This is a genomic window from Klebsiella sp. PK01, from assembly GCF_057624675.1.
In genome coordinates, this window is record NZ_JBYEZM010000011.1 from 19,411 (window position 1) to 44,846 (window position 25,436).

Consider the following 25,436-nt stretch of genomic DNA (forward strand, 5'->3'; position numbering starts at 1 on the left):
ATCGCTATTTTTTAGAATGGCGAAATGTTCCATGTCCTTAAATAAAATGATGTTAAGTCATCAGGGGATCTTATGCTCACAAGAAAGAAATGGGCTATATTTAGCCTGTTAACGCTTTGTGGTGGTACCATTTATAAACTGCCTTCATTAAAAGACGCATTTTATATACCGATGCAGGATTATTTTCATTTGACCAACGGTCAGATTGGTAATGCCATGTCGGTAAACTCAGTAGTGACAACCATCGGTTTTTTCTTGTCAATTTACTTTGCTGATAAACTTCCGCGTCGCTATACCATGTCATTTTCACTGATAGCGACGGGATTATTAGGTATCTATCTGACAACGATGCCTGGCTATTGGGGCATTCTATTTGTCTGGGCATTATTTGGCGTCACCTGCGACATGATGAACTGGCCGGTATTGTTAAAATCGGTGAGTCGGTTAGGGAATAGCGAACAGCAGGGGCGTTTATTTGGCTTCTTCGAAACGGGGCGCGGAATTGTCGATACCGTTATCGCATTTTCCGCATTAGCTATTTTCACCTGGTTTGGCAGTGGCTTACTGGGTTTTAAAGCCGGGATTTGGTTCTATGCCATTATTGTCATTGTTGTAGGCGTCTTGCTGTTTTTCATGCTTAAGCAGAAGGATGAGCCGACGCCCGTCGCGGATGAAGGCACCACCAGGCAACAAACCAGTATCTCTTCGGTGCTGAAAGACAAAACTATCTGGCTGATTGCCTTCAATGTGTTCTTTGTTTACGCCGTTTACTGTGGACTCACCTTCTTTATCCCGTTCCTGAAGAACATCTACATGCTGCCGGTAGCCCTGGTTGGCGCCTACGGCATTATTAACCAGTACTGTTTAAAAATGATCGGTGGTCCAATTGGCGGTTTAATTGCCGATAAGATCCTCAAATCGCCAAGTAAATATCTCTTTTATACCTTCTGTATCAGTACGATGGCTTTAGTCGCGTTAATTCTGTTACCGCACGAAAGTATGCCGGTCTATCTGGGTATGGTGTGTACTCTCGGGTTCGGCGCAATTGTTTTTACGCAACGAGCCGTGTTTTTTGCCCCGATTGGGGAAGCGAAAATCGCTGAAAACCAGACGGGCGCGGCGATGGCGCTGGGGAGCTTCATTGGCTATGCACCGGCGATGTTTTGCTACAGCCTGTACGGCTACATTCTCGATCTCAATCCGGGTCTGGTGGGGTACAAGATAGTCTTTGGCATCATGGCCTGCTTCGCTTGCGCTGGCGCGTTCGTTTCGGTGATGCTGGTTAAACGCATCAACCGCAGAAAGAATATGTTGGAAACCGCATTGGTCTGATTTTAAGGGATCTGCCATTTCACCAAAGCCGCAGATATGCGGCTTTGGTCGTTTTTGCGCCTGAGATGTCTTGAATCGTTTCCGGTTTGTTCATAGTCAAACCTCTTCTTTCCCGCTACAGTTAATCTTCAACGGCGCGGAAGGAGACAAAAATGCTCTATATCTTTGATTTAGGTAATGTGATTGTCGACATTGACTTCAACCGGGTGCTCGGAACGTGGAGCGATTTGACCCGCATCCCGCTGGCGACGCTAAAGCAAGACTTTGTCATGGGCGATGCCTTCCACCAGCATGAACGCGGGGAGATCAGCGACGAAGAGTTTGCCGCCGCGATGTGCCACGAAATGAACATGCCGCTGAGCTATGAACAGTTCGCCCACGGCTGGCAGGCCGTTTTTGTCGCCTTGCGTCCAGAAGTTACCGACATCATGCAAAAACTTCGCGACCAGGGGCATCGCGTGGTAGTGCTCTCGAACACCAACCGATTACATACCACTTTCTGGCCAAGTGAATATCCGCAAGTGCGTGCTGCCGCCGATCATGTGTACCTCTCACAAGAGATGGGGATGCGTAAACCCGAAACGCGTATCTATCAAAGCGTGCTGCAGGCAGAAGGATTTTCGCCGCAAGAAGCGGTCTTTTTTGACGATAACGCCGATAATATAGCTGGGGCTAATCAGTTGGGGATCACCAGTATTCTGGTCACGGGTAAGGAGACCATCCCCAATTACTTTGCGAAGCAGCTATGCTAAAAAGCGTTCATCAAAAAACCAAATACCATACCAGGCCGCTGGTGGCCTGGCTTAAGCTGCTGTGGCGGCGAATTGAAGAAGACAACATGACGACGTTGGCGGGGAATCTGGCCTACGTGTCTTTACTTGCGCTGGTGCCGCTGATCGCCGTGGTTTTTGCCCTGTTTGCCGCCTTCCCGATGTTCTCCGACGTCAGCGTGCAGATCCGCCATTTTATCTTTGCCAACTTCATTCCGGCGACCGGTGATGTCATTCAGGGGTATATCGAACAGTTTGTGGCGAACTCCAGCAGGATGACAGCCGTCGGTGCCTTCGGGTTAATCGTCACCTCATTACTGCTGATGTACTCGATTGATAGCGCGTTGAACACCATCTGGCGCAGCAGTCGGACGCGGCCAAAAATCTATTCATTTGCGGTCTACTGGATGATCCTGACTCTTGGTCCGCTGTTGGCCGGCGCCAGTCTGGCAATCAGTTCCTATCTTCTCTCACTGCGCTGGGCCAGCGATCTCAATAGCGTCATTGACGATGTACTACGTATATTCCCGCTAATCTTATCGTGGGCGGCGTTCTGGATGCTTTATAGCATCGTGCCCACCACCCAGGTGCGCAATCGCGATGCGGTAATCGGTTCGCTGGTGGCGGCACTGCTTTTTGAAGCCGGTAAAAAGGCTTTTGCTCTATATATCACCATGTTTCCGTCATACCAGTTGATTTATGGCGTGATAGCGGTAGTGCCCATTTTATTTGTCTGGGTTTACTGGACCTGGTGTATCGTCTTGCTTGGCGCTGAAATAACTGTCACTCTCGGTGAATACCGCAAACTCAAAAAAGAAGAAACAGAACAACCATGATTGCATTAATTCAACGCGTATCCCGTGCAAGCGTTACCGTGGAGGGTGAAGTGACGGGTGAAATCGGTCCGGGATTGCTGGTGCTGCTGGGCGTCGAGAAAGACGATGACGAACAGAAGGCCAATCGTCTGTGTGAACGGGTGCTCGGCTATCGCATTTTCAGCGACGCCGAAGGCAAAATGAATCTTAATGTCCAGCAGGCGGGCGGCAGCGTGCTGGTGGTTTCGCAATTTACGCTGGCGGCCGATACCGAGCGCGGCATGCGCCCGAGTTTTTCCAAAGGCGCGGCGCCGGACAGAGCGGAAGCGCTGTATGAATACTTTGTTGAGCGCTGCCGTCAGCAAGAGATGAATACTCAGACCGGGAGATTCGCTGCGGATATGCAGGTCTCGCTGGTAAACGATGGTCCCGTGACCTTTTGGTTGCAGGTATGAGTCAGCTTCCGGGCAGGCTGCGGGTAACAAAAGAGAGTACAGCTATGTATCACCTTCGTGTACCGCAAACAGAAGAAGAGTTAGAAAGCTATTATCAGTTCCGCTGGGAGATGCTGCGTAAGCCGCTGCATCAGCCTAAAGGGTCGGAACGCGACGCCTGGGATGCCATGGCGCATCACCAGATGGTCGTCGATGAAGAGGGCAATCTGGTTGCCGTCGGTCGGCTGTATATCAATGCGGAGAATGAAGCCTCGATCCGTTTTATGGCCGTTCATCCTTCCGTTCAGGATAAAGGTTTAGGCACCCTTATGGCGATGACTCTTGAGTCAGTCGCCCGTCAGGAAGGGGTGAAGCGGGTGACCTGTAGCGCCCGTGAAGACGCGATGGAGTTTTTCTCTAAGCTGGGCTTTGTGAACCAGGGAGAAATCACCACGCCGACAACCACGCCGATTCGCCACTTTTTGATGATTAAACCCATTGCTTCACTGGATGATATCCTGCACCGCGGTGACTGGTGCGGCCAGCTGCAGCAGGCCTGGTATCAGCACATTCCGCTGAGCGAAAAGATGGGCGTGCGCATTCAGCAGTACACCGGGCAAAAATTTATCACCACCATGCCCGAAGCGGGGAATCAGAATCCACATCATACGTTGTTTGCCGGCAGCCTGTTTTCGCTCGCCACCTTAACCGGCTGGGGGCTTATTTGGTTAATGCTGCGCGAGCGGCACCTTGGCGGCACGATTATCCTTGCCGATGCGCATATCCGTTACAGCAAGCCTATTAGCGGACGCCCGAATGCGGTGGCCGATTTGGGCTCGCTAAGCGGCGATCTCGATCGCCTGGCGCGAGGGCGCAAGGCTCGAGTACAGCTTCAGGTCGAACTGTTCGGTAACGATAAGCTGGGCGCTGTTTTTGAGGGTACCTATATCGTATTGCCCGCAAAGCCGTTTGGTTCTTATGAAGAGGGCGGGAACGAGGAAGAGTAACCCGCCTCCGGCATTATTATTGGCCTGGCGTTTGCGTACGCCAGGCGATATCGCGCATCGCCTGCCTTGCCGCGAGGCTTATCCCGCCTAACTGAAAGAAACCGTGAATGACGCCCAGATAGCGCTGACAGGTGCTTTCTATTCCCTGTGCTATTAGCCGCTGGTACAGCGCTTCTCCCTCATCGCGCAAAGGGTCAAATTCGGCCGTCAGGATATGAACCGGCGGCAGCCCGCTAAAATCTTCGCGCCACAGCGGACTGGCTTCCGGATGGGTAGCGGGTGTGGCCGCTAAATACATTTCGTAGCCGCTAAGCAGCGTATCCCGGGTAATGATGTAATCCTCGCCGTTGCTGGCGTAGCTTGCCATGCTGGCGGTAGCGTCGAGCATAGGGTAAATCAGGATAACCTGCGCAGGTTGCCATGCTCCCGCCGCTTTCAGGCGCAGAGCCGTGACCAGGGCGAGGTGGCCGCCGGCGCTGTCGCCGGCCAGCGTGATGCGCGCGGCGTCAACGCCAAGCCGCCGCGCATACCGATGGATAATGTTGGCGCCTCGTTCCGTATCATCGTGCGCCGCCGGAAAAGGGTACTCCGGGGCCAGGCGATACTGCACGGCGATCACCCGGCACCCACTGCACCAGGCAAGCTGGCGCAATTGGTTGTCATGGGTGGCAAAGCCGCCGCTCACAAAACAGCCGCCGTGGTAATACACCATGGTGGGTAGCAAGCCGTTGCTTTTTGGCGGCGAGACGACGCGAAAGGTTATGCCATCGAGCGTGATGTCTTCAACCTGCACACGCGTTTCCGTTTCCCCTGCGAGAACGGCGCTGGCGAGATAGCCGTTTCTCCGGTCATCAATACTCTGTTCTCGTGCTGATGGCCGCCCCGCAGCAATAAACTCCTCAACCAGCGAAGCAATACCTTTTTCCAACGTCATGGTAAGTCCCTTTTACTGGATTAATATCCAGTGTTATAGCCTGGTTTTTGCGAAAAAGATATACCGAATAAAGCCGCGATCGCATTGTGGAAAGCGGCTCGCAAAAGCGTATTTCTCAGCAAAGATCTGCTTCTTCTGTTGAACAATATCTGGAGAAGCAGGATCGGGATAAGGAGAGCATTTCCGGCGTGGTCACGCCGTATGAATGATAACGAGCGACCTGAGTCGCCCGTTACAGGAGCGCAGAACTTACTCCCCTTCGCCGGGGAACATGAACGGGTTAATTGAGCTTCTGGCGAAGCCTTCCTGTTCCATGCGAGCATCGAGTACCAGCGAGGCTAAATCGTCGGCAACGGCTTCGACTTTCGGGTCTTTCTCCTGATACATAATCTTCAGGTAGCTCCCGCAGTCGCCGCAGCTTTCGGCTTTCACCGCCGCCTGCTCGTTATCCAGCGACCAGTAGTGCAGGTCGCGGCTCTGTTCGCAGTTGCTGCATTTTACGCGCACCACATGCCATTCGGTTTCACACAAGTTGCAGTGCAGATAGCGCAGCCCCTGAGTGGTGCCGATTTGCACGATGCTGGAGACCGGCATCGAGCCGCAAACCGGGCAGAACTGGCGATGCTCGCCGTATTCGGCGCGCGCTTTCCCCGGGATCAGGCTGGCCATTTGCGCCCAGTACAGCGACAGCGCGGCCCAGATAAACGGCGCTTTGTCGCTGCTGACCGAGGCGAAATCGGAAGCAAACAGCGCGCTGGCCATCTCTTCCAGTTCCGGCCCGGAAGCTTTTTCCAGGTTCTCGATAACCGACAGCGCCGGGCCGCTCATCTCCGGTTTCAGCTCGGCGATCAGTGAATGCAGCAGCTTGTGCCAGTGTTTATCACGCGGCAATACGTGAATATCCAGCGGAGGCTTGCCCTGATCGTTGGCCTCTTTAATGCGGGCAGTCAGATCCATCTGCAACGGATGGTCGTACAGCACCACTTCCTGCGCATGAGCGATCAGCGCGGCAAAGCGCAGGTAATCGCCCAGCGGGTTATTGGCGGCCAGCTCGCGCAGGCGCTCCGCGCGGCGGTTATACAGATTCTTCAGTCTGGGGAACAGTAGCGGCGGAATTGCTTCCGCCGTGCGTTTCTCGCTCGAACCCAGCTCGTCTTGCGGGATTATGCGAATACTCATGCAGTCTATTTTTCCTGTTTCTGGCGGACTTCACGGTACCAGCGCGGGTGATGTTTCTTCGCCCACGTTTTGGTAACCCAGCCTTCCACCATCGCGGTAATGGTGCCTTTCACCCAGAGGGCGGCGTAGATATGCACCATGATAACCACAATTAACGCGACTGCGGCAAAAGAATGCAGCATCAGCGCGAATCGGATCACCGGGATTGAGAATGCAGGCGCAAAGTACGGACGCCAGATGATCACACCGCTTACCAGCAGCAGCACCAGGAAAATAATTGCCGCCCAGAATACGCATTTCTGGCCGAAGTTATAACGCCCGGTATCGCCTACCTCCTCGTTGACGACGATCTTACGAATATTCTTCGCCCAAAAGATATCATCCCGATTGATTAGGTTATGGTGCCAGTAACGGAAAAACATGATGATAAACGACGCGAACATCACCACCCCGACGAACGGGTGGAGAATACGCGCCAGCTGCGGCGTACCGAGAATATGCATCAGCCAGTTAAACGACGGGAAGAAAAAGCCTAACCCGCTTACCGCCGCCAGAATAAAGCAGAAGGCGGTTATCCAGTGGTTGATGCGTTCCGGCGCCGTGTAGCGCACGATGGTGTCACGTTTTCTCATTTGCGCACCTCGTCTTTCTCTTCATGCAGGTTGTCTTCTTCCTCATCTGCGCGGTTTGGACCGACGCCGACGTAGTGGAAGATGCTGGCTGCGAAGGTCGCAGCAAAGCCGACCGCCGCCAGCGGTTTCCAGATACCTTTCCAGAATTTCACCGTTTGGCTGATTTCCGGATTCTCCGGCAGACCGTGGTACAGATTCGGTTTATCGGCATGGTGCAACACGTACATCACGTGGGTGCCGCCGACGCCAGCCGGATCGTACAGGCCCGCCTTGTCGTAACCGCGGGTTTTCAGCTCTGCGACGCGCTCGCCGGCCAGCGTTTTCATATCCTCTTTCGAACCAAAGTGGATAGCGCCGGTCGGACAGGTTTTCACGCAGGCCGGTTCCTGGCCGACGGTCACGCGGTCTACGCACAGCGTACATTTGTAGACGCGGTTGTCTTCCGGGTTCAGGCGCGGTACATCGAACGGGCAACCTGCGATGCAGTAGCCGCAGCCGATACACTGCTCAGACTGGAAGTCGACGATGCCGTTAGCGTACTGAATGATCGCGCCTTCTGACGGACAGGCCTTCAGGCAGCCCGGGTCAGCGCAGTGCATGCAGCCATCTTTACGAATAAGCCATTCCAGCTTGTCGTTTTGTTCCACTTCCGAGAAGCGCATGACCGTCCATGACTTGGCGGTCAGGTCCGCCGGGTTGTCATACACCCCGACGTTGTTACCCACTTCGTCACGAAGGTCGTTCCATTCGGAACAGGCCACCTGGCAGGCTTTACAGCCGATGCAGGTGGTAACGTCGATAAGCTTCGCCACTTCCTGCTGGTGGTCCCGCGCCTGAGGCGCGGGAGTGAAACCGTTAGTCGCGGAACGACGAATAATATCTTGCGATTGATAAGCCATAAGTCGTCTCCGTTACACCTTTTCCACGTTCACGAGGAAGGCCTTAAACTCCGGCGTCTGCGTGTTGGCGTCGCCGACGAACGGCGTCAGCGTATTGGCGATAAAGCCTTTTTTCGCCACGCCTTCGTAGCCCCAGTGAATAGGAATACCGATGGTATCCACCTCTTTACCATGAACCTGCAGCGTACGAATACGCTTGGTCACCACCGCCTTGGCTTTGATATAGCCGCGGTTAGAGGAGACCTTCACGGTATCGCCGTGGCCGATGCCGAGCTTATTCGCCAGTTTTTCGCCGATCTCCACAAACTGTTCCGGCTGCGCGATGGCGTTAAGCAGCGCGTGTTTGGTCCAGTAGTGGAAGTGTTCGGTCAGGCGGTAAGTGGTGCCGACGTACGGGAACTTCTCGGCCTTGCCCATCTGCTCGAGATCGCCTTTAAAGACGCGAGCGGCCGGGTTCGAGACCACGTTTGGATGCAGCGGGTTAGTCCCCAGCGGCGTTTCAAACGGTTCGTAGTGTTCCGGGAACGGCCCTTCAGCCATCTTATCGATAGCGAACAGACGCCCCATCCCTTCAGGCTGCATGATAAACGGACCGACGTCGCTACCAGGGGCGGCGGCGCTGTAATCCGGAATATCCACACCGCCCCATTTCGCACCGTCCCATTTCAGCAACTGACGCTTCGGATCCCACGGTTTACCCTGCGGATCCGCGGAGGCGCGGTTATACAGAATGCGGCGGTTCAGCGGCCATGCCCAGGCCCAGCCCAGCGTATTGCCGAGGCCTGACGGGTCGGCGTTATCGCGGCGCGCCATCTGGTTGCCTTCCGGCGTCCAGCTACCGGCGAAGATCCAGCAGCCGCTGGAAGTCGTGCCGTCATCGCGTAGCTGTGCGAAGGAGCTCAACTGCTGCCCTTTCTTAACGATTACCGCGCCGGTTGCCGGATCGGTAATATCCGCCAGCGCTTTACCGTTGCTTTCCATCGCCACTTCTTCAGATGCCGGCTCGTGCGGCGTGGAGTAGTTCCACGTCATGTTGAGCACCGGCTCCGGCGTCGGGCCGCCTTCTTCGGCATACATCTTACGCAGACGCGAGAAGATACCGGCGAGGATTTCGCCATCGGTCACGGCGATCCCCGGGGCGTCCGCGCCTTTCCAGTGCCACTGCAGCCAGCGGCCGGAGTTGACGATAGAACCGTTTTCTTCGGCGAAGCAGGTGGACGGCAGACGGAATACTTCGGTCTGGATTTTTGACGGGTCAACATCGTTGGACTCACCGTGGTTTTGCCAGAAGGTGGACGTTTCGGTGTTGAGCGGGTCGATGGTTACAAGGAACTTCAGCTTCGACAGGGAAGCCACTACCTTGTTTTTGTTCGGGAACGAGGCGACCGGGTTAAAGCCCTGGCAAATATAGCCATTCACTTTGCCCTGATTCATCATCTCGAAATACTGCAGAACGTCGTAGCTCTTATCCCACTTCGGCAACCAGTCAAAGCCCCAGCTATTCTCGGCCGTAGCTTTATCGCCGAAGAAGGCTTTCATCATGGAGACGAAGAACTTCGGATAGTTGCCCCAGTAGTTCACCTGGTCTTTCAACAGCGGTTTCGGCGTGTTGGCGCTCAGGTAGGTCTGCAGGTCGGCCTGTTTTTCATTAGGCAGCGACATGTATCCCGGCAGGCTGGTTGAGAGCAGGCCGAGGTCGGTCAGACCCTGGATGTTGGAGTGACCGCGCAGGGCATTGACGCCGCCGCCTGCCATCCCCATGTTGCCAAGCAGCAGCTGGATCATCGCCATGGTGCGAATGTTCTGCGCGCCGATGGAGTGCTGGGTCCAGCCGAGGGCATACAGGAACGACGCGGTTTTATCGTGCGCGCTGGTTTCTGCAATATATTCGCAAACTTTAAGGAAATCGGCCTTCGGCGTACCACAGATGTTTTCAACCACATCCGGCGTATAGCGGGAAACGTGCTGTTTTAGCAGATTCCAGACGCAGCGTGGATGCTGTAGCGTGGTATCGCGTTTGGCGAAGCCGTTTTCATCCAGCTCGTAGTTCCAGCTGGTTTTGTCATACTGGCGTTTTTCGGCATCGTAGCCGCTGAACAGACCATCATCAAAGCTGTAGTCCTCACGCACGATCAGGCTGGCGTTGGTATAGGCTTCGGTGTATTCACGGTTGAATTTTTCGTTATTCAGCAGGTACAGGATGACGCCCGACAGGAAGGTTATGTCGGTACCGGAACGAATCGGGGTATAGAAATCAGCCACCGACGCCGTACGCGTAAAGCGCGGATCGATAACGATGAGCTTGGCGCCGTTATGAATTTTGGCTTCCATCGCCCAGCGGAACCCCACCGGATGCGCTTCTGCGGCGTTACCGCCCATCACCACGATCAGGTTGGCGTTTTTAATATCAACCCAGTGGTTGGTCATCGCACCGCGACCAAATGTTGGAGCAAGACTTGCTACCGTTGGTCCGTGTCAGACACGCGCCTGGTTATCCACCGCCAGCATCCCGAGGGCGCGGGTGAATTTCTGTGTTAAATAGCCGGTTTCGTTACTGGAAGCGGAGGCGCACAGCATACCGGTGGTCAGCCAACGGTTAACGGTGGTGCCGGCGCTGTTTTGGGCGATAAAGTTGGCGTCACGGTCCTCTTTCATCAGCTTCGCGATGCGATCGAACGCTTCATCCCAGCTGATTTGTTGCCATTTATCAGAACCTGGCGCACGATATTCCGGGAATTTCAGGCGGCTTTCAGAATGGATAAAGTCCACCAGACCGGCCCCTTTCGGGCAGAGCGCACCACGGTTTACCGGATGGTCCGGATCGCCTTCGATATGAAAAATGGATGCTTTGGCGTTTTTCGCACCGTCGCCGAGGCTATACATCAATAGCCCGCAGCCAACGGAACAGTACGTACAGGTGTTGCGGGTTTCGCGAGTACGCAGCAGTTTGTACTGCCGTGTTTCCGCGAGCGCAGTAGCCGGGGCAAAGCCCAGCGCTGCTGCCGTCGTGCCTGCCATACCGCCAGCGCAGATCTTAAAGAACTGCCTTCTGCTGACCTGCATGGTTCGCTCCTTGTTTCGACATTGTCACATGTAGTTATTTACTTTGCGGTGAAGGCCGCAAAGGTTCAGAATTGAGTTAATTTCCCTCGGTCCTGGAGGGATATAAAAACAGAATACCACATTGTGTGTATGCCTGTTCCAATACGGTTAAATGAAAGTGAATAAGAACCTTCCTGAACAAATCAAAAATGTGACAGATGTCACAGGTTATCGCCAGATTACCCTCTGGAAACGCGAGGATTTACAACATCCTCAGCCAGACGAGGTAGCTGAAGAGGTACCCGTCGCTCTGGTCTATAACGGCATCTCGCACGTTGTCATGATGGCGACGCCACGTGACCTGGAACATTTCGCCGTCGGTTTTTCCCTGTCGGAAGGGATTATTCAAAGTCGACAAGAGATCTACGGGATGGACGTGGTGCAGGCCTGTAACGGGGTAGAAGTGCAAATCGAACTCTCCAGCCGCCGGTTTATGGGGCTGAAAGAGCGCCGCCGGGCGCTCGCCGGGCGTACCGGCTGTGGAGTATGTGGCGTCGAGCAGCTAAATGATATCGGTAAGCCCGTCGAGCCGCTGCCCTTTAGACAGACCTTTGCGCTCTCTCATCTCGATCGCGCGCTCAAACAGTTAAATGAGGTTCAGCCTATCGGCCGTCTGACCGGCTGTACGCACGCCGCCGCGTGGGTGCGCCCTGATGGCGAACTGGCGGGCGGGCATGAAGATGTAGGCCGTCACGTTGCGCTGGATAAACTGCTGGGGCGCCGTAGTGAAGAAGGAGAGGGCTGGCAGCAGGGCGCGGCCTTAGTCTCCAGCCGCGCCAGTTATGAGATGGTACAGAAGGCCGCAATGTGTGGGGTGGAAATTCTGTTTGCCGTTTCCGCGGCGACGACCCTGGCGGTTGAAGTCGCCGAGCGTTGTAATCTGACGCTGGTGGGCTTCTGCAGGCCAGGCAGAGCGACGATTTATACTCATCCGCAGCGCCTGATTGCAGGTTAATTGTTGGTCAGTTTTTTTGAAAGATGACAGCAAATCCTTCCGCTTTTAGTTACGGGATGTGAAGACTATTATTTATCACATCAAGGCACGGCGCCTTATCCAAACAACTAAATGAAAGGGTTTATATCATGAAAAGCATCAAAACTTTTGTCGCTGTTATCGCTCTGGCCGCTTCTTTCGGTTCTTTCGCCGCGCAATCCGTGACCGCCACCGCTTCCACCATGGACGCCGCGGAAGCGAAAATCGCCGCTCAGGCGCAGGCTGCCGGCGCGTCTTCTTACACCATTACCGAAGCATTTAACGGTAACCGCGTGCATATGACCGCTGAGCTGAACAAATAAGCTAGCAACCCACTACCGTCGAAAGAGCGCCTCAGGGCGCTTTTTTAGTTTATACCCGCCAGGCGCAGCAGCGCCGTCACCACCGCCGCGGCGATAATCACCACGATAAGCGGCATCTTGCGCCAGGCAAGGAACACGGCAAAACCGACGCCCAGTACCCGCGCCATGCCGGAAAAATGCTCGCTTTCATAAAAGGTGGTCGCCAGCGCCACGGAAAAAAGCAATACCGTCGCGGCATCAGAAAGCAGCGCCTGCGAGCGCTCGGAAAACGCTAAACGGCTGCCAAGCTTTGCCCCGCCCAAACGCATCAGATATGTGCCGATCGACAGAATCGCGATCCCGGCGATAAACAGCGTCATATTAGCCATTATTTTTTCCTCGCCAGTAAACCAAACAATGAGAGCAGAACCGGTAATCCAACCGGCGCGAAGGGCACGGCGGCAAGCGAAATAACCGCGCCGCTGCAGGCACGAATCAGTGTGGTACGTTTTTTAAAAGCCGGTACCACCAGCGCCAGCAGGATAGCCGGGAATACTGCATCCAGGCCGATGGTTTCCGGTGCGGGTAATAATTTACCGACGCCGGCGCCCAGCAGGGTACCGAGCGGCCAGATGAGCGCCACGCCCAGCCCGCAGAGCCAGTAGGCGGCTTTACGCTGCTCCGGGGTTTTCTGCGACAGGCCGAACACCACGCTCTCATCATTCATAATATGGCAGCCGAGCAGGCTGGCGGCGCGGGCGCCGACCAGATCGCGCACGGTGACGCCAAAAGGAACGTGGCGGGCGTTCACCAGTAAACCTGCCGCCGCCGCGGCGAGCGGGTTACCGCCGCTGGCGACAATACCGATAAACATAAACTCAGAGGCGCCGGCCAGCACCGTAATGGAAAGGACAAACGGCACCCACAGTGGAAAACCGTAGGCCATCGCTAATGAACCGTAAGACATGCCAACCACGCCGACCGCCAGGCATACCAGAATGATTGCTTTAATGGTGTCTCCACTGAGACAGGAAAATTTGTAACGCATACGCTTTAGCCATATCGAACGAATTTCCATTATAATGAACGCAACAGAATGGTTTTTCAAGACGAACGATTCGTTCGATATAAAATACGAGGAGCGGTGTATGACACAGCCCATCAGCGTAATTGCTAAAAGCCTGACGCGCGAGCGCTCGCGCACCGGGCTCTCACTGGCGGAGGTGGCGCGCCGCGCCGGGATAGCCAAATCGACCCTGTCACAGCTGGAATCCGGCAATGGCAACCCTAGCCTGGAAACATTGTGGGCGCTGTGCGTGGCGCTGGACATTCCCTTCGCCCGCTTACTGGAGCCGCAGGCCAACCAGACCCAGGTGATTCGCCGCGGCGAAGGCACCAAAGTGGTTGCTGAGCAGGCCAACTATCAGGCCATTTTGCTGGCGGCTTGTCCCCCCGGCGCGCGTCGCGACATCTATCTGCTGTTGACGCAGCCCGGCGCCGATCGGATCTCGCACCCGCACCCGCCCGGGTCGGTCGAACATATTATTATCACTCAGGGGCGCGCGCGCGTTGGTCTTACCGAAGCGCCGGAAGAGCTGGGAGAAGGGGATTACATCTGCTACCCGGCCGATCGGGAACACCTCTTTCAGGCGCTGGAGCCAGATACCCAGGCGCTGCTGGTGGCAGAGCAAAATTAGTCAGAATCTGCGCATTTTATTCTGATGCGCAGAAGATTATTTCATTTCCCATTAATGATTGAGTGAATTATTTATTCACTCAATTTCTTCATTGTTTTTCCATTTTTGTTTCCTTCCGTTTTGCCTGAAAACATGGGATTGATGTCACTCTTCCTTCCGGAAGGGGTTCGTATACTTAATTCGTGACATTGGGGCCTATTATGTTTTTAGAAGAACGTAGAAAGCATATCCTGAAATATTTAAACGATCATGAGCGTGGTTTTGTTAATTATTTTGCTGCTTATTTTAGTGTTTCAAAAGAAACCATTCGCAGTGATTTAAATATTCTTGCAGAAATGGGGTTGGTGCAACGTTGTTATGGCGGAGCGATTATTTCCCGGCACAATTTAAAGGCTGAACTTATTTCTGAAACCGGTGATAGTTTCGGCGTGCTGCTGCAGCCGATTAACCATCGGAAACCTACGGCGAGCGGTCAGCAGAAAGGAAAATCGATGAACGGCAAAGTGTGTGTATTCGGCTCATTTAATGTGGATATCGTGGCTCGAGTGGAGCGTTTTCCGCGCGGCGGAGAATCGCTACTGGCGCTCGCCAGCAGCCTTGGGCCCGGTGGCAAGGGGGCGAATCAGGCGACGGCGGCCAGTAAAGCCGGCGCGCAGGTCCATTTTGTCGCTAAGGTGGGCAAGGATCAGTTTAGTCACCTGGCGGCCGATCATCTCACTCGTTCAGAAATACACTCCTATACGCTTTATCAATCTGAGAGCGAACCTACCGGCAATGCCATTATTTATGTTTCGCAGGAAAATGGCGAAAATATGATTGCTATTTACTCTGGCGCCAATACTACAATAACGCATAATGAGATTGAGGCGATTATTCCAGAGTTGTCCGCCTCCGACGTTTTACTTGTTCAGCTTGAGAATAATTTTGACGCCACCCATTCGCTAATAAAAATCGCCAGGGAACTCGGTAAGACAGTCATTCTCAATCCGGCGCCATACTCGGCGGAAATAATCAAAAGCATCCCTTATATCGATGTGATTACACCGAATGAAACCGAGGCTTCATTATTATCCGGTATCGACATTCACGATGTTGATACTGCCAAAGAAGCCGCGCTGCGCATCGCTGAATTAGGTGTAAAGAAAGTTCTGATTACCATGGGGTCGCGCGGAGCGCTGCTGCTGGATAATCGCCAGTTTAGCCAAATTCGCGCCTTTCCGGCGGTCACCGTCGATACCACCGGCGCTGGCGATGCGTTTAATGGCGCGCTCGCCGCCTCGCTGGCTGCCGGCAACACCCTGGTTCAGGCTGCGACCTGGGCCTCTGCTTTCGCCTCTCTGGCCGTCGAGCTGGAGGGGGCTTCCAACATGCCTGACTTTGCGCAGGCAAATGCCCGACTCCGTACCCTCTAATCCAGGAAAAATAAGATGAAAACGATTAACGGTGTTGTACCCGTCATGCTGACCCCTTTTACCGCTGACGACCAGATTGATTATCCGGCGCTGGCGAAGCTGATTGATTGGTATCTGGCAAAGGGCGTGGATGCGCTTTTTGCCGTCTGCCAGTCCAGCGAAATGCAATATCTCAGCCTACAGGAGCGTGTCGAGCAGGCGCGTTTCGTGGTGCAACGCGTGGCGGGACGCATTCCAGTCATTGCCTCGGGCCATATCAGCGATGATCTGGCGGCGCAAAAAGAGGAGTTGCTGGCAATGGCGCAGACCGGCATTGATGCGCTGGTGTTGGTCACTAATCATCTTGATCCGCGTAATGAGGGCAGTGAAGTCTTTTTCGCTACCCTGCAATCGCTGTTGGCGGCTTTACCTTCTTCCATGCCGCTGGGGCTGTACGAGTGCCCGGCGCCGTATCGCCGCCTGCTTAGCGACGACGAGTTCGCCTGGTGCGCTAACAGCGGTCGTTTCGTGGTGCTGAAAGATGTGAGCTGCGATCTGCCTACCGTTGAGCGCCGTGTGCGTCTGGCGCAGGGAACCCCGCTGAAGGTCATTAACGCCAATGCCGCGATTGCCTGGCCGGCGATGCTGGCGGGCGCCGAAGGTTTCAGCGGCGTGTTCACCAACTTCCATCCCGAACTGTACGGCTGGCTGTGGCGGGAAGGCAAAAATCAGCGGGCGCTGGCCGATGAACTGGCGATATTTCTGTCGCTGGGTGCGGTAACCGAAACGCTGGGCTACCCGAAAAACGCCAAAATTTACCATCAACGGCTGGGGACCTTCGACAGCGATGCCTGCCGGGTTAATAAAGACGATGTGCTGAGCAAATTCTGGGGGCTGACGGTGATCCTCGACCAGATCCGCGCCGGGACTGAACTGTGGCAGCAGCGGATCGCCGGCTAAGGGAGGGATCGTTATGATCGTATCGAGTCTGCAGGCGTGGTCTGCGCAACAGGCCGCGTTTCATCCGGCGATCCGCCAGGCGCTGGCGTTTATCGCCAGCCAGGATTTCCAGCGCTTCGCGCCGGGGAAAATCGACCTGATCCCGGGGAAACTTTTCTGCCTGCTACAGGAGATGGAGAGCGTGCCTTTCGCGCAGGCGCGGCCGGAGTCGCACAAGCAGTTCATTGATATTCAGTATCTGATTTCCGGCGAGGAGCGGATGGGTGTCAGCCGCGCTGAAAGCGGCAGTCATTGCGTTACCGAGGATCGGACGCCGCAGCAGGACATCCTGTTCTGGCAGGTTGAAGAAGAGGAGACGCAGATAACCCTGAAGCCTGGCATGTTCGCCATTTTCTTTCCACAGGACATCCATCGTCCGTGCTGCCATCCGCGCGATGGCGAGCGGCAACATATCCGTAAAGCGGTGATGAAAATCGATCGCGCCTTGCTGGAGGAGGGTTTATGAGTTCGCTTAATCAAACGGCGGCTGAAGCGATTGCGGCGCCGAAACTCTCGCGTCGACGTTGGGGCATTATTTTAATCCTGCTGCTGGCCGCGGTGGTCAATTACCTCGATCGCGCCAACCTGAGTATCGCGAACACCACCATCGCCAGGGAGTTTGGCTTCTCTGGTACTGAAATGGGGCTGTTATTGTCAGCGTTTCTCTGGCCCTATGCGCTGGCGAATTTACCCGCCGGCTGGCTGGTAGACCGCTTTGGCGCGAAGAAAATGTTCAGCGGCGCGCTGGGGTTATGGTCAGCGGTGACGTTCTTAATGGGCTTCGTGAACACCTATAGCTTCTTCTATGGTTTGCGCATGCTGCTGGGCGTGGCGGAGTCACCGTTCTTCACTTCCGGTATCAAGATCACCCAGAGCTGGTTTGCGGAGAAAGAACGCGGTTTGCCAACGTCAATTATCAATACCGGTTCGCAAATCGCCAATGCGATAGCGCCGCCGGTGCTGACTATTTTGCTGTTATGGATCGGCTGGCGCGGCATGTTCATGGTTGTCGGCCTGCTCGGACTGCCATTGTTGCTGGCGTGGCTTAAGTTTTATCGCGACCCGGACGCGCGCGAGGCGATGCTGATACATACCGGGAAAGTCATACGTCCCGAAGGTGAGCAGCCGAAGGTCAGCTGGGGAGAACTGTTTCGCCGGAAAACCACCTGGTTCATGATTGCCGGTAACTTCTGCATCATGTTTACCATTTGGGTTTATCTGACATGGCTGCCGGGATATCTGGAAACCTCGCTGGGCTTTAGCCTCAAGCAGACCGGTTTTATCGCCTCGATACCTTTCTTTGCCGGTATTATCGGCGTGCTGTGCGGCGGGATGCTTTCTGACAGACTGGTGCGTAGAGGAATGAACGCTGTTACCGCGCGTAAAGTGCCGATTGTGGCGGGCGCCGCGCTGGCGGCCTGCTTTGTGATGCCGATTCCGTTTGTTGATAATAGCGGCGTTGCGATCGCGCTACTGACGCTGGGCTACTTCTGTTCACAAATGCCTTCCGGCGTGATCTGGACGTTAGCGACCGATATGGCGCCGAAAGAACAGGTCGCCTCATTGGGTGCTATCCAGAACTTTGGCGGCTTTCTCGGCGCGGCGCTGGCGCCGATTATCACCGGCATTATTCTTGATGCTACCGGGCACTTTACCAACGTATTTATTCTCGGCGGGATACTGCTGTTTATGGGGGCCTGCTGCTACGGTTTCTTTGTGCGCAAAAATGCCTAATCCCTCTGGTAGCAAAAACGCCTGATTGCTCAGGCGTTTTCTTTATTACGCAAGGTAAAACACGTCACTCAGTTCAGCGCTCAACGGGCTGTTATCCGGATTCGTCGGCATCACCTCGCGCATATAGCGCCACCAGCGTTGGCAGACCTCGGTTTCCGCCACCGCATTCCAGCGGGCTTCCGATTCAATTTCCACCGTGGCGAATAGCAGATGGCGCTGTTTGTCGAGGTAGATTGCATAGTGGTGCGCGCCATGCGCTTTCAGCGTCGCTTCCAGTTCCGGCCAGATGGGATTATGACGGCGCCGATACTCCTCGTGGGCGTCGGGATTGACCTGCATCACGAAGGCTTTGCGGATCATAACGCCTCCAGGTACAGCTCGCGTACCTCGTCGCGGCTGGCGCTGCGCGGGTTACAGGGCGCGCAGGGGTCGGCCAGCGCTTTATCCAGCCAGCCTTCGATATCAGCCTTACTCACGCCAAGCTGGCTAAAACCTTCAGGAATACCGACTCGTTTGCTCAACGCGCGAATCGCGTTAATCGCCGCCATGCTGGCGGTTTCATCGCTCATTTCGCGCGTATCGACGCCCATCGCCTGGGCGATGCGGGCAAAACGCGCCACCGCGTTCGGGCGGTTAAAGTTTTCGATGATCGGCAGCAGGATGGCATTACAAACGCCGTGCGGCAGATTGTGGGTCGCGCCCGGCTGGTGCGCCAGCGCGTGCACCAGACCAAGACCTGCGCTGTTGAACGCCATGCCTGCCAGATACTGACCGTATGCCATCTGCTCGCGGGCCTGCAGATTGTGCCCGTCATCAACGGCCAGCGGCAGCCACTGGTGAATTAAGCGAATCGCTTCCAGCGCGTTGGCGTCGGTCAGCGGATGGGCGCCAACTGAGACAAACGCCTCGATAGCGTGGGTTAACGCATCCATACCGGTCGCGGCGGTAACCGACGGCGGAATATCCAGCATGACGCTGGCATCGTCGACGGCAATATCCGGGATGATGTTCGGGTCGATGATGACCTCTTTCACCTGACGTTCGCTATCGATAATCACCGCGTTGCTGGTCATTTCGGCGGCGGTTCCGGCGGTGGTGTTAATTGCCACCAGCGGCACGCCGGCATTTTTCACTTTGCCCACGCCGGAATAGGCCGTCGACGGCGCTGGGTTAGCGCTGAGGATTTTCACCGCCTTAGCGGTATCGATCGGGCTGCCGCCGCCGAAGGCGATAATATAGTCACACTGCGCCGCACGGAATGCGGCGATACCTTGCTGAACCAGCGCTTCGGTTGGGTTCGGAAAGACGTTATCGAACAGATGATAAGACAGTTGATGCGCTTCCAGCGCCTGAAAAAGGCTATCGAGCAGTCCCATTTCCACCAGATGACCGTCGGTGACAATCAGCGCTTTTCCCCATTGCTTGTCCGCCACCAGGTTCACCATATCGCCGATCGCGCCCGCGCCATGCAGGCTGATTTTCGGCAGTGCCAACATAAAGCTCATGATTATTCTCCTTAAAGGGCGCTCGCTTTCTTAGAGCGCCAGCGCGCTGGCCAGCGGCGTGACGCCAAAGCGTTGGCCTAACGCAATCAACTCTTCGCGGCTTATCGTCTGTTTCATGCCGCCCATCGAATAGACTTTCACCAATACCTCAGCGGACTTCTCGGCGGTATCGATCAGGCCGAAAGTTTCATCCAGCGTCGGGCCGCTGCCGAAGACGCCGTGGAATGGCCACAGCACCAGAGAATGTTTCTGCATTTCGCCGGCAGTCGCCTGGCCAATCTCGTCGGTACCCGGCACCATCCACGGCAGAATGCCAACGCCGTCCGGGAACACCACCAGGCATTCGGTGCTGCCTTCCCATAGCTTGCGGGTGAACAGATCGCTGTTGTTCTCCAGCACGTAGGTCAGGGCGATCAGGTTGGTGGCATGGCAGTGCATGATCACGCGATCTTTGCCGCCGGTGGCTTTGATGCGCTCGCAGTGCGACAGGAAATGCGCCGGTAGTTCCGACGTCGGCACGGCTTCTTCCGTCAGCCCCCACAGGATGAAGTAGCCCGCGCCGTCGTTGTCCACTTTCACCACCCCAAGGTTGGCGGCGGGATCGAGCTGCACGTTACGGAAGAATTTACCGGAACCGGTGACGATAAACGGCTGATTAGCCAGTTCCGGCATCGGCTGGCTTAAGGCGATATAGCGCGGCTGGGGGTGAAAATCGGCTTTGAAGGGCGCGATATCCGCTTCATCCAGGCGCAGCGTCAGATTGCCGCCGTTACGTTCGTCCCAGCCTTTAAGCCAGGCGTCGGAGGTGGCTTTGATCATGCCCTGAACGAACCATGAATTGATGATGTTGTGCATAGTCTTGTCTTTCCTGTTGATTCGTAATAGGTGTGACTCCCCGAATAAACCCCATACGGCGCAATCCGGGGAAAGTCAGGCATTAGCCGCGCTGGCTCAGCACGTCTTTTTCATAGGCCCGCACGTTTTCCAGCCACTGGCTGCCTGCCGGCGTATCGTGACGCTGGCAGTACATTTCCCAGATCGCCTGCCACGGCAGCGATTTCTGCTCTTCGAGCAGCGCCAGCCGGGCGGTGTAATCGCCGTCGTTTTCCAGCTGGCGCAGCAGTGCCGTCGGCTCCAGCAGCGCGCGCAGCAGGGCTTTTTTCATGTTGCGGGTGCCGATAACCCACGCCGCGATGCGGTTGATGGAGGCATCAAAGAAGTCGAGGCCGATATGCACGCGGTCGAACAGGTTGTGGCGGATAATTTCGCTGGCGATGGCCTGGGTTTCGTCATCCAGCAGCACCACGTGATCGCTGTCCCAGCGTACCGGGCGGCTGACGTGCAGCAGCAGGCGCGGGATATAGAGCATGGCGGCGGAGATTTTGTCGGAGATGACTTCCGTCGGATGGAAGTGGCCGGCATCCAGGCACAACGCGGTCTGACGGCTGGCGGCGTAGCCCATATAGAATTCATTGGAGCCAACGGTATAGCTTTCGGCGCCGATACCGAACAGCTTGCTCTCAACGGCGTCGATATGGTGCGCCGGATCGAGCTTTTCACTGATGACCTCATCCAGCGCGTTCAGCAGACGCTGGCGCGGGGCGAAGCGGTCGACGGTAATATCTTTCATGCCGTCCGGCACCCAGATATTCATTACCGATGGCGTCCCAAGCTGCTCGCCGAAATAAGCGGAGATACGGCGGCTGGCTTTACAGTGATCGATCCAGAACTGACGAATCTCCGGGTTGGCGTGCGACAGCGTAAAGCCGTCGGCGCTGAGCGGATGCGAGAAGCAGGAAGGGTTAAAATCGAGCCCCAACTGGTGGCGTTTGGCCCATTCCACCCAGTGCTTAAAGTGTTCCGGCCTGATTTCATTACGCGCTACCGGCGTGGCGGATTCGAGATAAATCGCGTGCAGATTAAGGCGCTTCGGCCCCGGTATCAGGCTGAGCGCCTGTTCGAGATCGGCGCGTAGTTCCTGGGCATTGCGCGCTTTGCCGGGATAGTTGCCGGTGGCCTGAATGCCGCCGGTTAAGTTGCCTTCCGGGTTTTCAAAGCCCGCCACGTCATCGCCCTGCCAGCAGTGCATTGATACCGGCAGGCGGTCCAGCTGACGCAGAGCTTCCTCGGCATCTACGCCGACGGCGGCATAGCGCTGCTTAGCAATTTCCCAGGCTTGTTCAAGTTGAGTGGTCATGCGCAAAGCTCCTTTGTAGGTTGTGGCTGAAATTGCGCGACGAAGCGGGCAATTTCGCTATCTGAATGCGGGGCGAAAGTGATGAGCGACGCGTTGTCGCGTACCACCTGACGGAATTCATCGACGTTTTGGAGTTCATCCAGCGCCATCAACTGGATGCCGATATTGCCAAGCGTGGAGGCTTCAATGGGGCCCGCCACCACCGGCAGGCCGCAGGCATCGGCGCACAGCTGGTTAAGCAGCGCGTTCTGGCAGCCGCCGCCGACGATATGCAGCTGGCTGAAAGGGTGGCCGCGGAGTGCGGCCAGTTCGTCCAATACCCGGGCATACAGCAGCGCCAGGCTGTCGAAAATGCAGCGCGCCAGTTCGGCGGGAGTGACCGGGATCGGCAGAGCGGACTCCGCGCAGGCGGCTTGAATTTCGGCGCTCATATTGGCCGGGTTGATAAAGCGATCGTTATTGCAATCAATCAGGTAACGACAGGCCGGCAGCTGCTCCGTGTCGACAATCAGCGCCTGCAGATCGCTAATGTTGTGCTCCTGCAGTACCCGCTGCAGCAGCCATAGGCCCATGATATTTTTCAGCACCCGATAGCGCCCCTCGGCGCCGCCTTCATTAGTGATATTCGCCTTCAGCGCCTGCTGGCTGGTGTAAGGCGTTTTACTTTCAAAGCCCATCAGCGACCAGGTGCCCGATGAGAGATAGGCAGCATTTTTATCCGCCAGCGGCGAGGCGATGACGGCGCTGGCCGTATCGTGGCTGGCGACGGCAACCACCGGGATGCGGTTACCCTGCGGGCAGATCCAGTGGCCGATAACATTGCCCGGATGCGTCGGCGTACCGAACCAGTCCGGCTGCGCGCCGCTCCAGCGGAGCAGCTCGTCATCCCAGCTATCGCTATTAATATTGACCAGTTGCGTGGTGGTGGCGTTGGTGTATTCCCAGTTCATTGCGCCGGTCAGGCGGTAGCTGAAGTAGTCCGGGATCAGCAGCGCGTGGGCGACCTGTTCCGCCAGCGCCGGCTGCTGGTTGACCAGCGCCCGCAGCTGATAAAGGGTGTTAAACGGCAGAAACTGGATGCCGCTGCGGCAGTAGATACTGGCGCGGCCGAGGTGTTCGATTGCCTGCGCCATCAGGCCGTGAGTGCGGCTATCGCGATAGGAAACCGGCAGGCCGACGCGCTGGCCGTGCTTATCCAGCAAGACGAAATCGACGCCCCAGGTGTCGATACCGATGCTGTCGATCAGGATCCCCTGTTCGCACACCTTCACCAGCCCGCGGCGGATTTCCGCTTCCAGGCTATCGATATCCCAGCAATCGTAGCCATCCACTTTCTGCAGGCGGTTAGTGAAACGATGAACCTCGCGCAGCGTCAGCGTTCGCGTCGCGGTTGCATAATTCGCGAGCATGACCCGACCGCTGGAAGCGCCTAAATCAACGGCGACACAATGACGAATACTCATGGCACGACCCTTCTTAAAATCATTACAGGCAGTCTAAAAAAGGCGTCTCTGCGTCACCTTCTCGCTACTGACAGCGAAAGCGGGTGGCTGGCAACAAAGCAAAGGTGACCGTGAGAAGCGTCACAGTTTCGTTTTATAGGCGGCGTGAGGCGGGGTGTGATGCTGGCCGCAGTTCCGGATATTTCCGGCTGGTTCTTGAAAAAACGGCAGGCTTTACGCGGTTTGCGGTCAAAAATTGAAGGCCGGATTGCCAGCCCTTAATTACTATTTGCGACGACGGTTGATAATTTTTCTCATTCGTGGAGGCTGCTATGACCGTGTTGCACTGTACGGATTTTTTTAAGGCCGGCGTCTCGGCGGTGGCGATTGAACCGCGCCTTCCACAAGCGGCCTTTCCAGAGCATCATCATGATTTTCATGAAATTGTTATCGTTGAGCAGGGGACGGGCATCCACGTTTTCAACGGCCAGCCCTATACCATCAGCGGCGGTTCGGTCTGCTTTATTCGCGATCACGATCGCCATCTTTACGAACACACCAATAACCTGTGTCTGACCAACGTGCTTTACCGCGCGCCGGATGCTTTTCGTTTTCTGACCGGCGTGAACCAGCTGCTGCCACAAGAACAGGACGGCAACTATCTTTCACACTGGCGGGTCAACCAAACGGTGCTACAGCAGGTGCGGCAAATCGTCGGTCAGATGGAAAAGATCGGCCCGGGCGTCGAGCCGCATACCATCGCCAGCCGTGAGATCCTTTTTATGCAGCTACTGGTGCTGCTGCACAGCAACAGCCTGGCGGAAGGCGCCGGCAACCACGAGGCGCGGCTGAATCAACTAATGGCCTGGCTGGAAGACCATTTTGCCGAAGAGATATGCTGGGAGGAGGTGGCGGCGCAGTTTTCGCTCTCTTTACGCACCCTGCATCGTCAGTTAAAGCTGCAAACCGGGCTGACGCCCCAGCGCTATCTCAACCGGGTGCGCCTGATGAAAGCGCGGCACCTGCTGCGCCACAGCGATGATAGCGTGACAGAAATCGCTTATCGCTGCGGTTTCGGCGACAGTAACCATTTTTCGACGCTATTTCGCCGTGAATTCGACTGGTCGCCGCGCGATATTCGCCAGGGGCGCGACGCTATTCTTCAGTAACGCGAGAAGAGTCAACGTATTGCCTCACCAAAATGCGAATAATGGTTGGTTTCCGCGTCGGGAGTGAAAGTTGTGGCAGGTCAGCTGGTGCTTCGCAAAGATGAGTTTTTTGCCTCCCCCACGCAGGCGGTGGCGGTGGCTGACCGCTACCCGCAAAACGTCTTCGCCGAGCATACCCATGAATTTTGCGAGCTGGTGCTGGTGTGGCGCGGCAACGGTCTGCATATCCTCAACGATCGCCCGTGGCGGATTACCCGCGGCGATCTCTTTTATATCCGCGCGGAAGATAAACACTCTTATGCGTCGGTCAATGACCTGGTGCTGCAGAATATTATTTATTGTCCGGATCGGCTGCGGCTCAATTTTGACTGGGCGGCGCATATTCCGGGATTATTCGGCACGCCGTGGCAGCCGCACTGGCGGATCGGCAGCAGCGGCATGGCGCAGGTCAGGCAGGTGATTAACCAGCTGGAGCACGAAAGCGCGCGGCAGGATGCGCAGGCGGATAGCATGGCGGAGCTGCTGTTCGCCCAACTGGTGTTGACGCTCCAGCGCTATCGCTACGCCACTGATAACCTGGCGGCGACGCAAAGCGAAACACAGCTCGATAAACTGCTAACGGCGCTGGCCGGAAGTCTGAATCGCCCCTTTAATCTGGATAGCTTCTGTCTGCATGAAGGCTGCAGCGAACGTGCGTTACGCCAGCAGTTTCGCCAGCAAACGGGAATGACGATAACTCACTATTTGCGCCAGCTGCGGATCTGCCATGCGCAGTATTTACTGCAGCATACCGAGCGGTTAATCGGCGAGATCGCCATGCAGTGCGGGTTTGAGGACAGTAACTATTTTTCGGTGGTGTTTAATCGGGAAATTGGCATGACGCCGGGACAGTGGCGGCAGCGCAGTCGCGCCGCCGCGTAAGG

The 25,436-nt window shown here is 55.8% G+C and carries 26 protein-coding genes; 14 read left to right on the forward strand and 12 right to left on the reverse strand.

Going from position 1 to position 25,436, the window contains the following annotated elements; genetic code table 11:
- The first annotated feature begins 72 nt into the window (after positions 1 to 72).
- The 5 genes from AC22LX_RS23375 (at position 73) to fabY (ending at position 4,358) form a co-directional block, all read left to right on the forward strand.
- Positions 73 to 1,332: an MFS transporter gene (locus AC22LX_RS23375; protein WP_487334237.1), complete on the forward strand. Its 1,260-nt coding sequence runs from the start codon at positions 73 to 75 to the stop codon at positions 1,330 to 1,332.
- 152 nt (positions 1,333 to 1,484) lie between these two features.
- Positions 1,485 to 2,084: a glucose-1-phosphatase gene (gene yihX / locus AC22LX_RS23380; protein WP_032715399.1), complete on the forward strand. Its 600-nt coding sequence runs from the start codon at positions 1,485 to 1,487 to the stop codon at positions 2,082 to 2,084.
- Positions 2,078 to 2,938 carry a virulence factor BrkB family protein gene (locus AC22LX_RS23385; protein WP_015368968.1) on the forward strand — a complete coding sequence of 287 codons (861 nt, stop codon included), beginning with the start codon at positions 2,078 to 2,080 and terminating at the stop codon, positions 2,936 to 2,938. Before yihX ends, AC22LX_RS23385 begins: the two co-directional genes overlap by 7 nt.
- Positions 2,935 to 3,372 carry a D-aminoacyl-tRNA deacylase gene (gene dtd / locus AC22LX_RS23390; RefSeq protein WP_015368967.1) on the forward strand — a complete coding sequence of 146 codons (438 nt, stop codon included), beginning with the start codon at positions 2,935 to 2,937 and terminating at the stop codon, positions 3,370 to 3,372. The genes AC22LX_RS23385 and dtd overlap by 4 nt, the downstream gene beginning before the upstream one ends.
- A 44-nt stretch (positions 3,373 to 3,416) precedes the next feature.
- On the forward strand, positions 3,417 to 4,358 hold the full coding sequence (gene fabY, locus AC22LX_RS23395; protein WP_015368966.1) for a fatty acid biosynthesis protein FabY: 942 nt from the start codon (positions 3,417 to 3,419) through the stop codon (positions 4,356 to 4,358).
- A gap of 16 nt (positions 4,359 to 4,374) precedes the next feature.
- On the opposite strand, the gene AC22LX_RS23400 is transcribed toward fabY, so the two are convergent.
- The 5 genes from AC22LX_RS23400 to fdnG form a co-directional block, all read right to left on the reverse strand.
- Positions 4,375 to 5,292 (reverse strand): alpha/beta hydrolase, encoded by a 918-nt coding sequence (locus AC22LX_RS23400; RefSeq protein ID WP_063447505.1) that lies wholly within the window; start codon positions 5,290 to 5,292, stop codon positions 4,375 to 4,377.
- A 249-nt stretch (positions 5,293 to 5,541) separates the two neighbouring features.
- The gene (gene fdhE / locus AC22LX_RS23405) at positions 5,542 to 6,471 is read right to left on the reverse strand and encodes a formate dehydrogenase accessory protein FdhE (RefSeq protein WP_015368963.1); all 930 of its coding nucleotides are present in this window, start codon (positions 6,469 to 6,471) and stop codon (positions 5,542 to 5,544) included.
- Positions 6,472 to 6,476: 5 nt separating this feature from the next.
- Positions 6,477 to 7,103 (reverse strand): formate dehydrogenase cytochrome b556 subunit, encoded by a 627-nt coding sequence (gene fdoI, locus AC22LX_RS23410; protein WP_015368962.1) that lies wholly within the window; start codon positions 7,101 to 7,103, stop codon positions 6,477 to 6,479.
- Complete coding sequence (gene fdxH / locus AC22LX_RS23415) at positions 7,100 to 8,002, reverse strand: formate dehydrogenase subunit beta (RefSeq protein ID WP_015368961.1); 903 nt, start codon at positions 8,000 to 8,002, stop codon at positions 7,100 to 7,102. Before fdxH ends, fdoI begins: the two co-directional genes overlap by 4 nt.
- Positions 8,003 to 8,014: 12 nt before the next feature.
- The gene (fdnG, locus tag AC22LX_RS23420) at positions 8,015 to 11,065 is read right to left on the reverse strand and encodes a formate dehydrogenase-N subunit alpha (protein WP_113771572.1); all 3,051 of its coding nucleotides are present in this window, start codon (positions 11,063 to 11,065) and stop codon (positions 8,015 to 8,017) included.
- A gap of 157 nt (positions 11,066 to 11,222) precedes the next feature.
- Here fdnG and fdhD point away from each other — a divergent pair, with 157 nt between their 5' ends.
- Positions 11,223 to 12,059, forward strand: coding sequence for a formate dehydrogenase accessory sulfurtransferase FdhD (gene fdhD, locus AC22LX_RS23425; RefSeq protein WP_049059551.1), 837 nt, complete (start codon positions 11,223 to 11,225; stop codon positions 12,057 to 12,059).
- Positions 12,060 to 12,187: 128 nt separating this feature from the next.
- Positions 12,188 to 12,400, forward strand: a complete 213-nt coding sequence (locus tag AC22LX_RS23430; protein ID WP_015368957.1) for a YdgH/BhsA/McbA-like domain containing protein — start codon at positions 12,188 to 12,190, stop codon at positions 12,398 to 12,400.
- A 44-nt stretch (positions 12,401 to 12,444) separates the two neighbouring features.
- Here the strand turns inward: AC22LX_RS23430 and AC22LX_RS23435 are convergent, their stop codons facing one another.
- Positions 12,445 to 12,768 carry an AzlD domain-containing protein gene (locus tag AC22LX_RS23435; RefSeq protein ID WP_045395272.1) on the reverse strand — a complete coding sequence of 108 codons (324 nt, stop codon included), beginning with the start codon at positions 12,766 to 12,768 and terminating at the stop codon, positions 12,445 to 12,447.
- Positions 12,768 to 13,427, reverse strand: a complete 660-nt coding sequence (locus tag AC22LX_RS23440) for an AzlC family ABC transporter permease (RefSeq protein WP_045395274.1) — start codon at positions 13,425 to 13,427, stop codon at positions 12,768 to 12,770. Before AC22LX_RS23440 ends, AC22LX_RS23435 begins: the two co-directional genes overlap by 1 nt.
- A 100-nt stretch (positions 13,428 to 13,527) precedes the next feature.
- On the opposite strand from AC22LX_RS23440, the gene AC22LX_RS23445 reads away from it, so the two are divergent.
- The 5 genes from AC22LX_RS23445 to AC22LX_RS23465 all read left to right on the forward strand — a co-directional run bounded on the left by AC22LX_RS23445 (position 13,528) and on the right by AC22LX_RS23465 (position 18,200).
- Positions 13,528 to 14,076: a helix-turn-helix domain-containing protein gene (locus AC22LX_RS23445; RefSeq protein WP_015368954.1), complete on the forward strand. Its 549-nt coding sequence runs from the start codon at positions 13,528 to 13,530 to the stop codon at positions 14,074 to 14,076.
- Positions 14,077 to 14,276: 200 nt separating this feature from the next.
- Positions 14,277 to 15,488, forward strand: coding sequence for a PfkB family carbohydrate kinase (locus tag AC22LX_RS23450; RefSeq protein ID WP_100279398.1), 1,212 nt, complete (start codon positions 14,277 to 14,279; stop codon positions 15,486 to 15,488).
- A 15-nt stretch (positions 15,489 to 15,503) separates the two neighbouring features.
- The gene (locus AC22LX_RS23455; RefSeq protein WP_487334238.1) at positions 15,504 to 16,427 is read left to right on the forward strand and encodes a dihydrodipicolinate synthase family protein; all 924 of its coding nucleotides are present in this window, start codon (positions 15,504 to 15,506) and stop codon (positions 16,425 to 16,427) included.
- A 13-nt stretch (positions 16,428 to 16,440) separates the two neighbouring features.
- Complete coding sequence (locus AC22LX_RS23460; RefSeq protein WP_047041910.1) at positions 16,441 to 16,932, forward strand: NanQ anomerase/TabA/YiaL family protein; 492 nt, start codon at positions 16,441 to 16,443, stop codon at positions 16,930 to 16,932.
- Positions 16,929 to 18,200 carry an MFS transporter gene (locus AC22LX_RS23465; protein ID WP_045395280.1) on the forward strand — a complete coding sequence of 424 codons (1,272 nt, stop codon included), beginning with the start codon at positions 16,929 to 16,931 and terminating at the stop codon, positions 18,198 to 18,200. Before AC22LX_RS23460 ends, AC22LX_RS23465 begins: the two co-directional genes overlap by 4 nt.
- 45 nt (positions 18,201 to 18,245) lie before the next feature.
- On the opposite strand, the gene rhaM is transcribed toward AC22LX_RS23465, so the two are convergent.
- The 5 genes from rhaM to rhaB all read right to left on the reverse strand — a co-directional run bounded on the left by rhaM (position 18,246) and on the right by rhaB (position 23,365).
- Positions 18,246 to 18,560, reverse strand: coding sequence for an L-rhamnose mutarotase (gene rhaM, locus AC22LX_RS23470; protein ID WP_045389360.1), 315 nt, complete (start codon positions 18,558 to 18,560; stop codon positions 18,246 to 18,248).
- Positions 18,557 to 19,705: a lactaldehyde reductase gene (gene fucO / locus AC22LX_RS23475; RefSeq protein ID WP_032712970.1), complete on the reverse strand. Its 1,149-nt coding sequence runs from the start codon at positions 19,703 to 19,705 to the stop codon at positions 18,557 to 18,559. The genes rhaM and fucO overlap by 4 nt, the downstream gene beginning before the upstream one ends.
- Positions 19,706 to 19,735: 30 nt before the next feature.
- Positions 19,736 to 20,560: a rhamnulose-1-phosphate aldolase gene (gene rhaD / locus AC22LX_RS23480; protein WP_015368947.1), complete on the reverse strand. Its 825-nt coding sequence runs from the start codon at positions 20,558 to 20,560 to the stop codon at positions 19,736 to 19,738.
- An 82-nt stretch (positions 20,561 to 20,642) separates the two neighbouring features.
- Positions 20,643 to 21,902: an L-rhamnose isomerase gene (gene rhaA / locus AC22LX_RS23485; protein ID WP_045395283.1), complete on the reverse strand. Its 1,260-nt coding sequence runs from the start codon at positions 21,900 to 21,902 to the stop codon at positions 20,643 to 20,645.
- Positions 21,899 to 23,365, reverse strand: a complete 1,467-nt coding sequence (gene rhaB / locus AC22LX_RS23490) for a rhamnulokinase (RefSeq protein ID WP_487334239.1) — start codon at positions 23,363 to 23,365, stop codon at positions 21,899 to 21,901. The genes rhaA and rhaB overlap by 4 nt, the downstream gene beginning before the upstream one ends.
- 311 nt (positions 23,366 to 23,676) lie before the next feature.
- On the opposite strand from rhaB, the gene rhaS reads away from it, so the two are divergent.
- Both rhaS and rhaR read left to right on the forward strand, forming a co-directional pair.
- Entirely contained in the window at positions 23,677 to 24,513 is an 837-nt protein-coding gene (gene rhaS, locus AC22LX_RS23495) for an HTH-type transcriptional activator RhaS (protein WP_045395289.1), read from the forward strand.
- 72 nt (positions 24,514 to 24,585) lie between these two features.
- Complete coding sequence (rhaR, locus tag AC22LX_RS23500; RefSeq protein ID WP_487334240.1) at positions 24,586 to 25,434, forward strand: HTH-type transcriptional activator RhaR; 849 nt, start codon at positions 24,586 to 24,588, stop codon at positions 25,432 to 25,434.
- Positions 25,435 to 25,436: the final 2 nt, after the last annotated feature.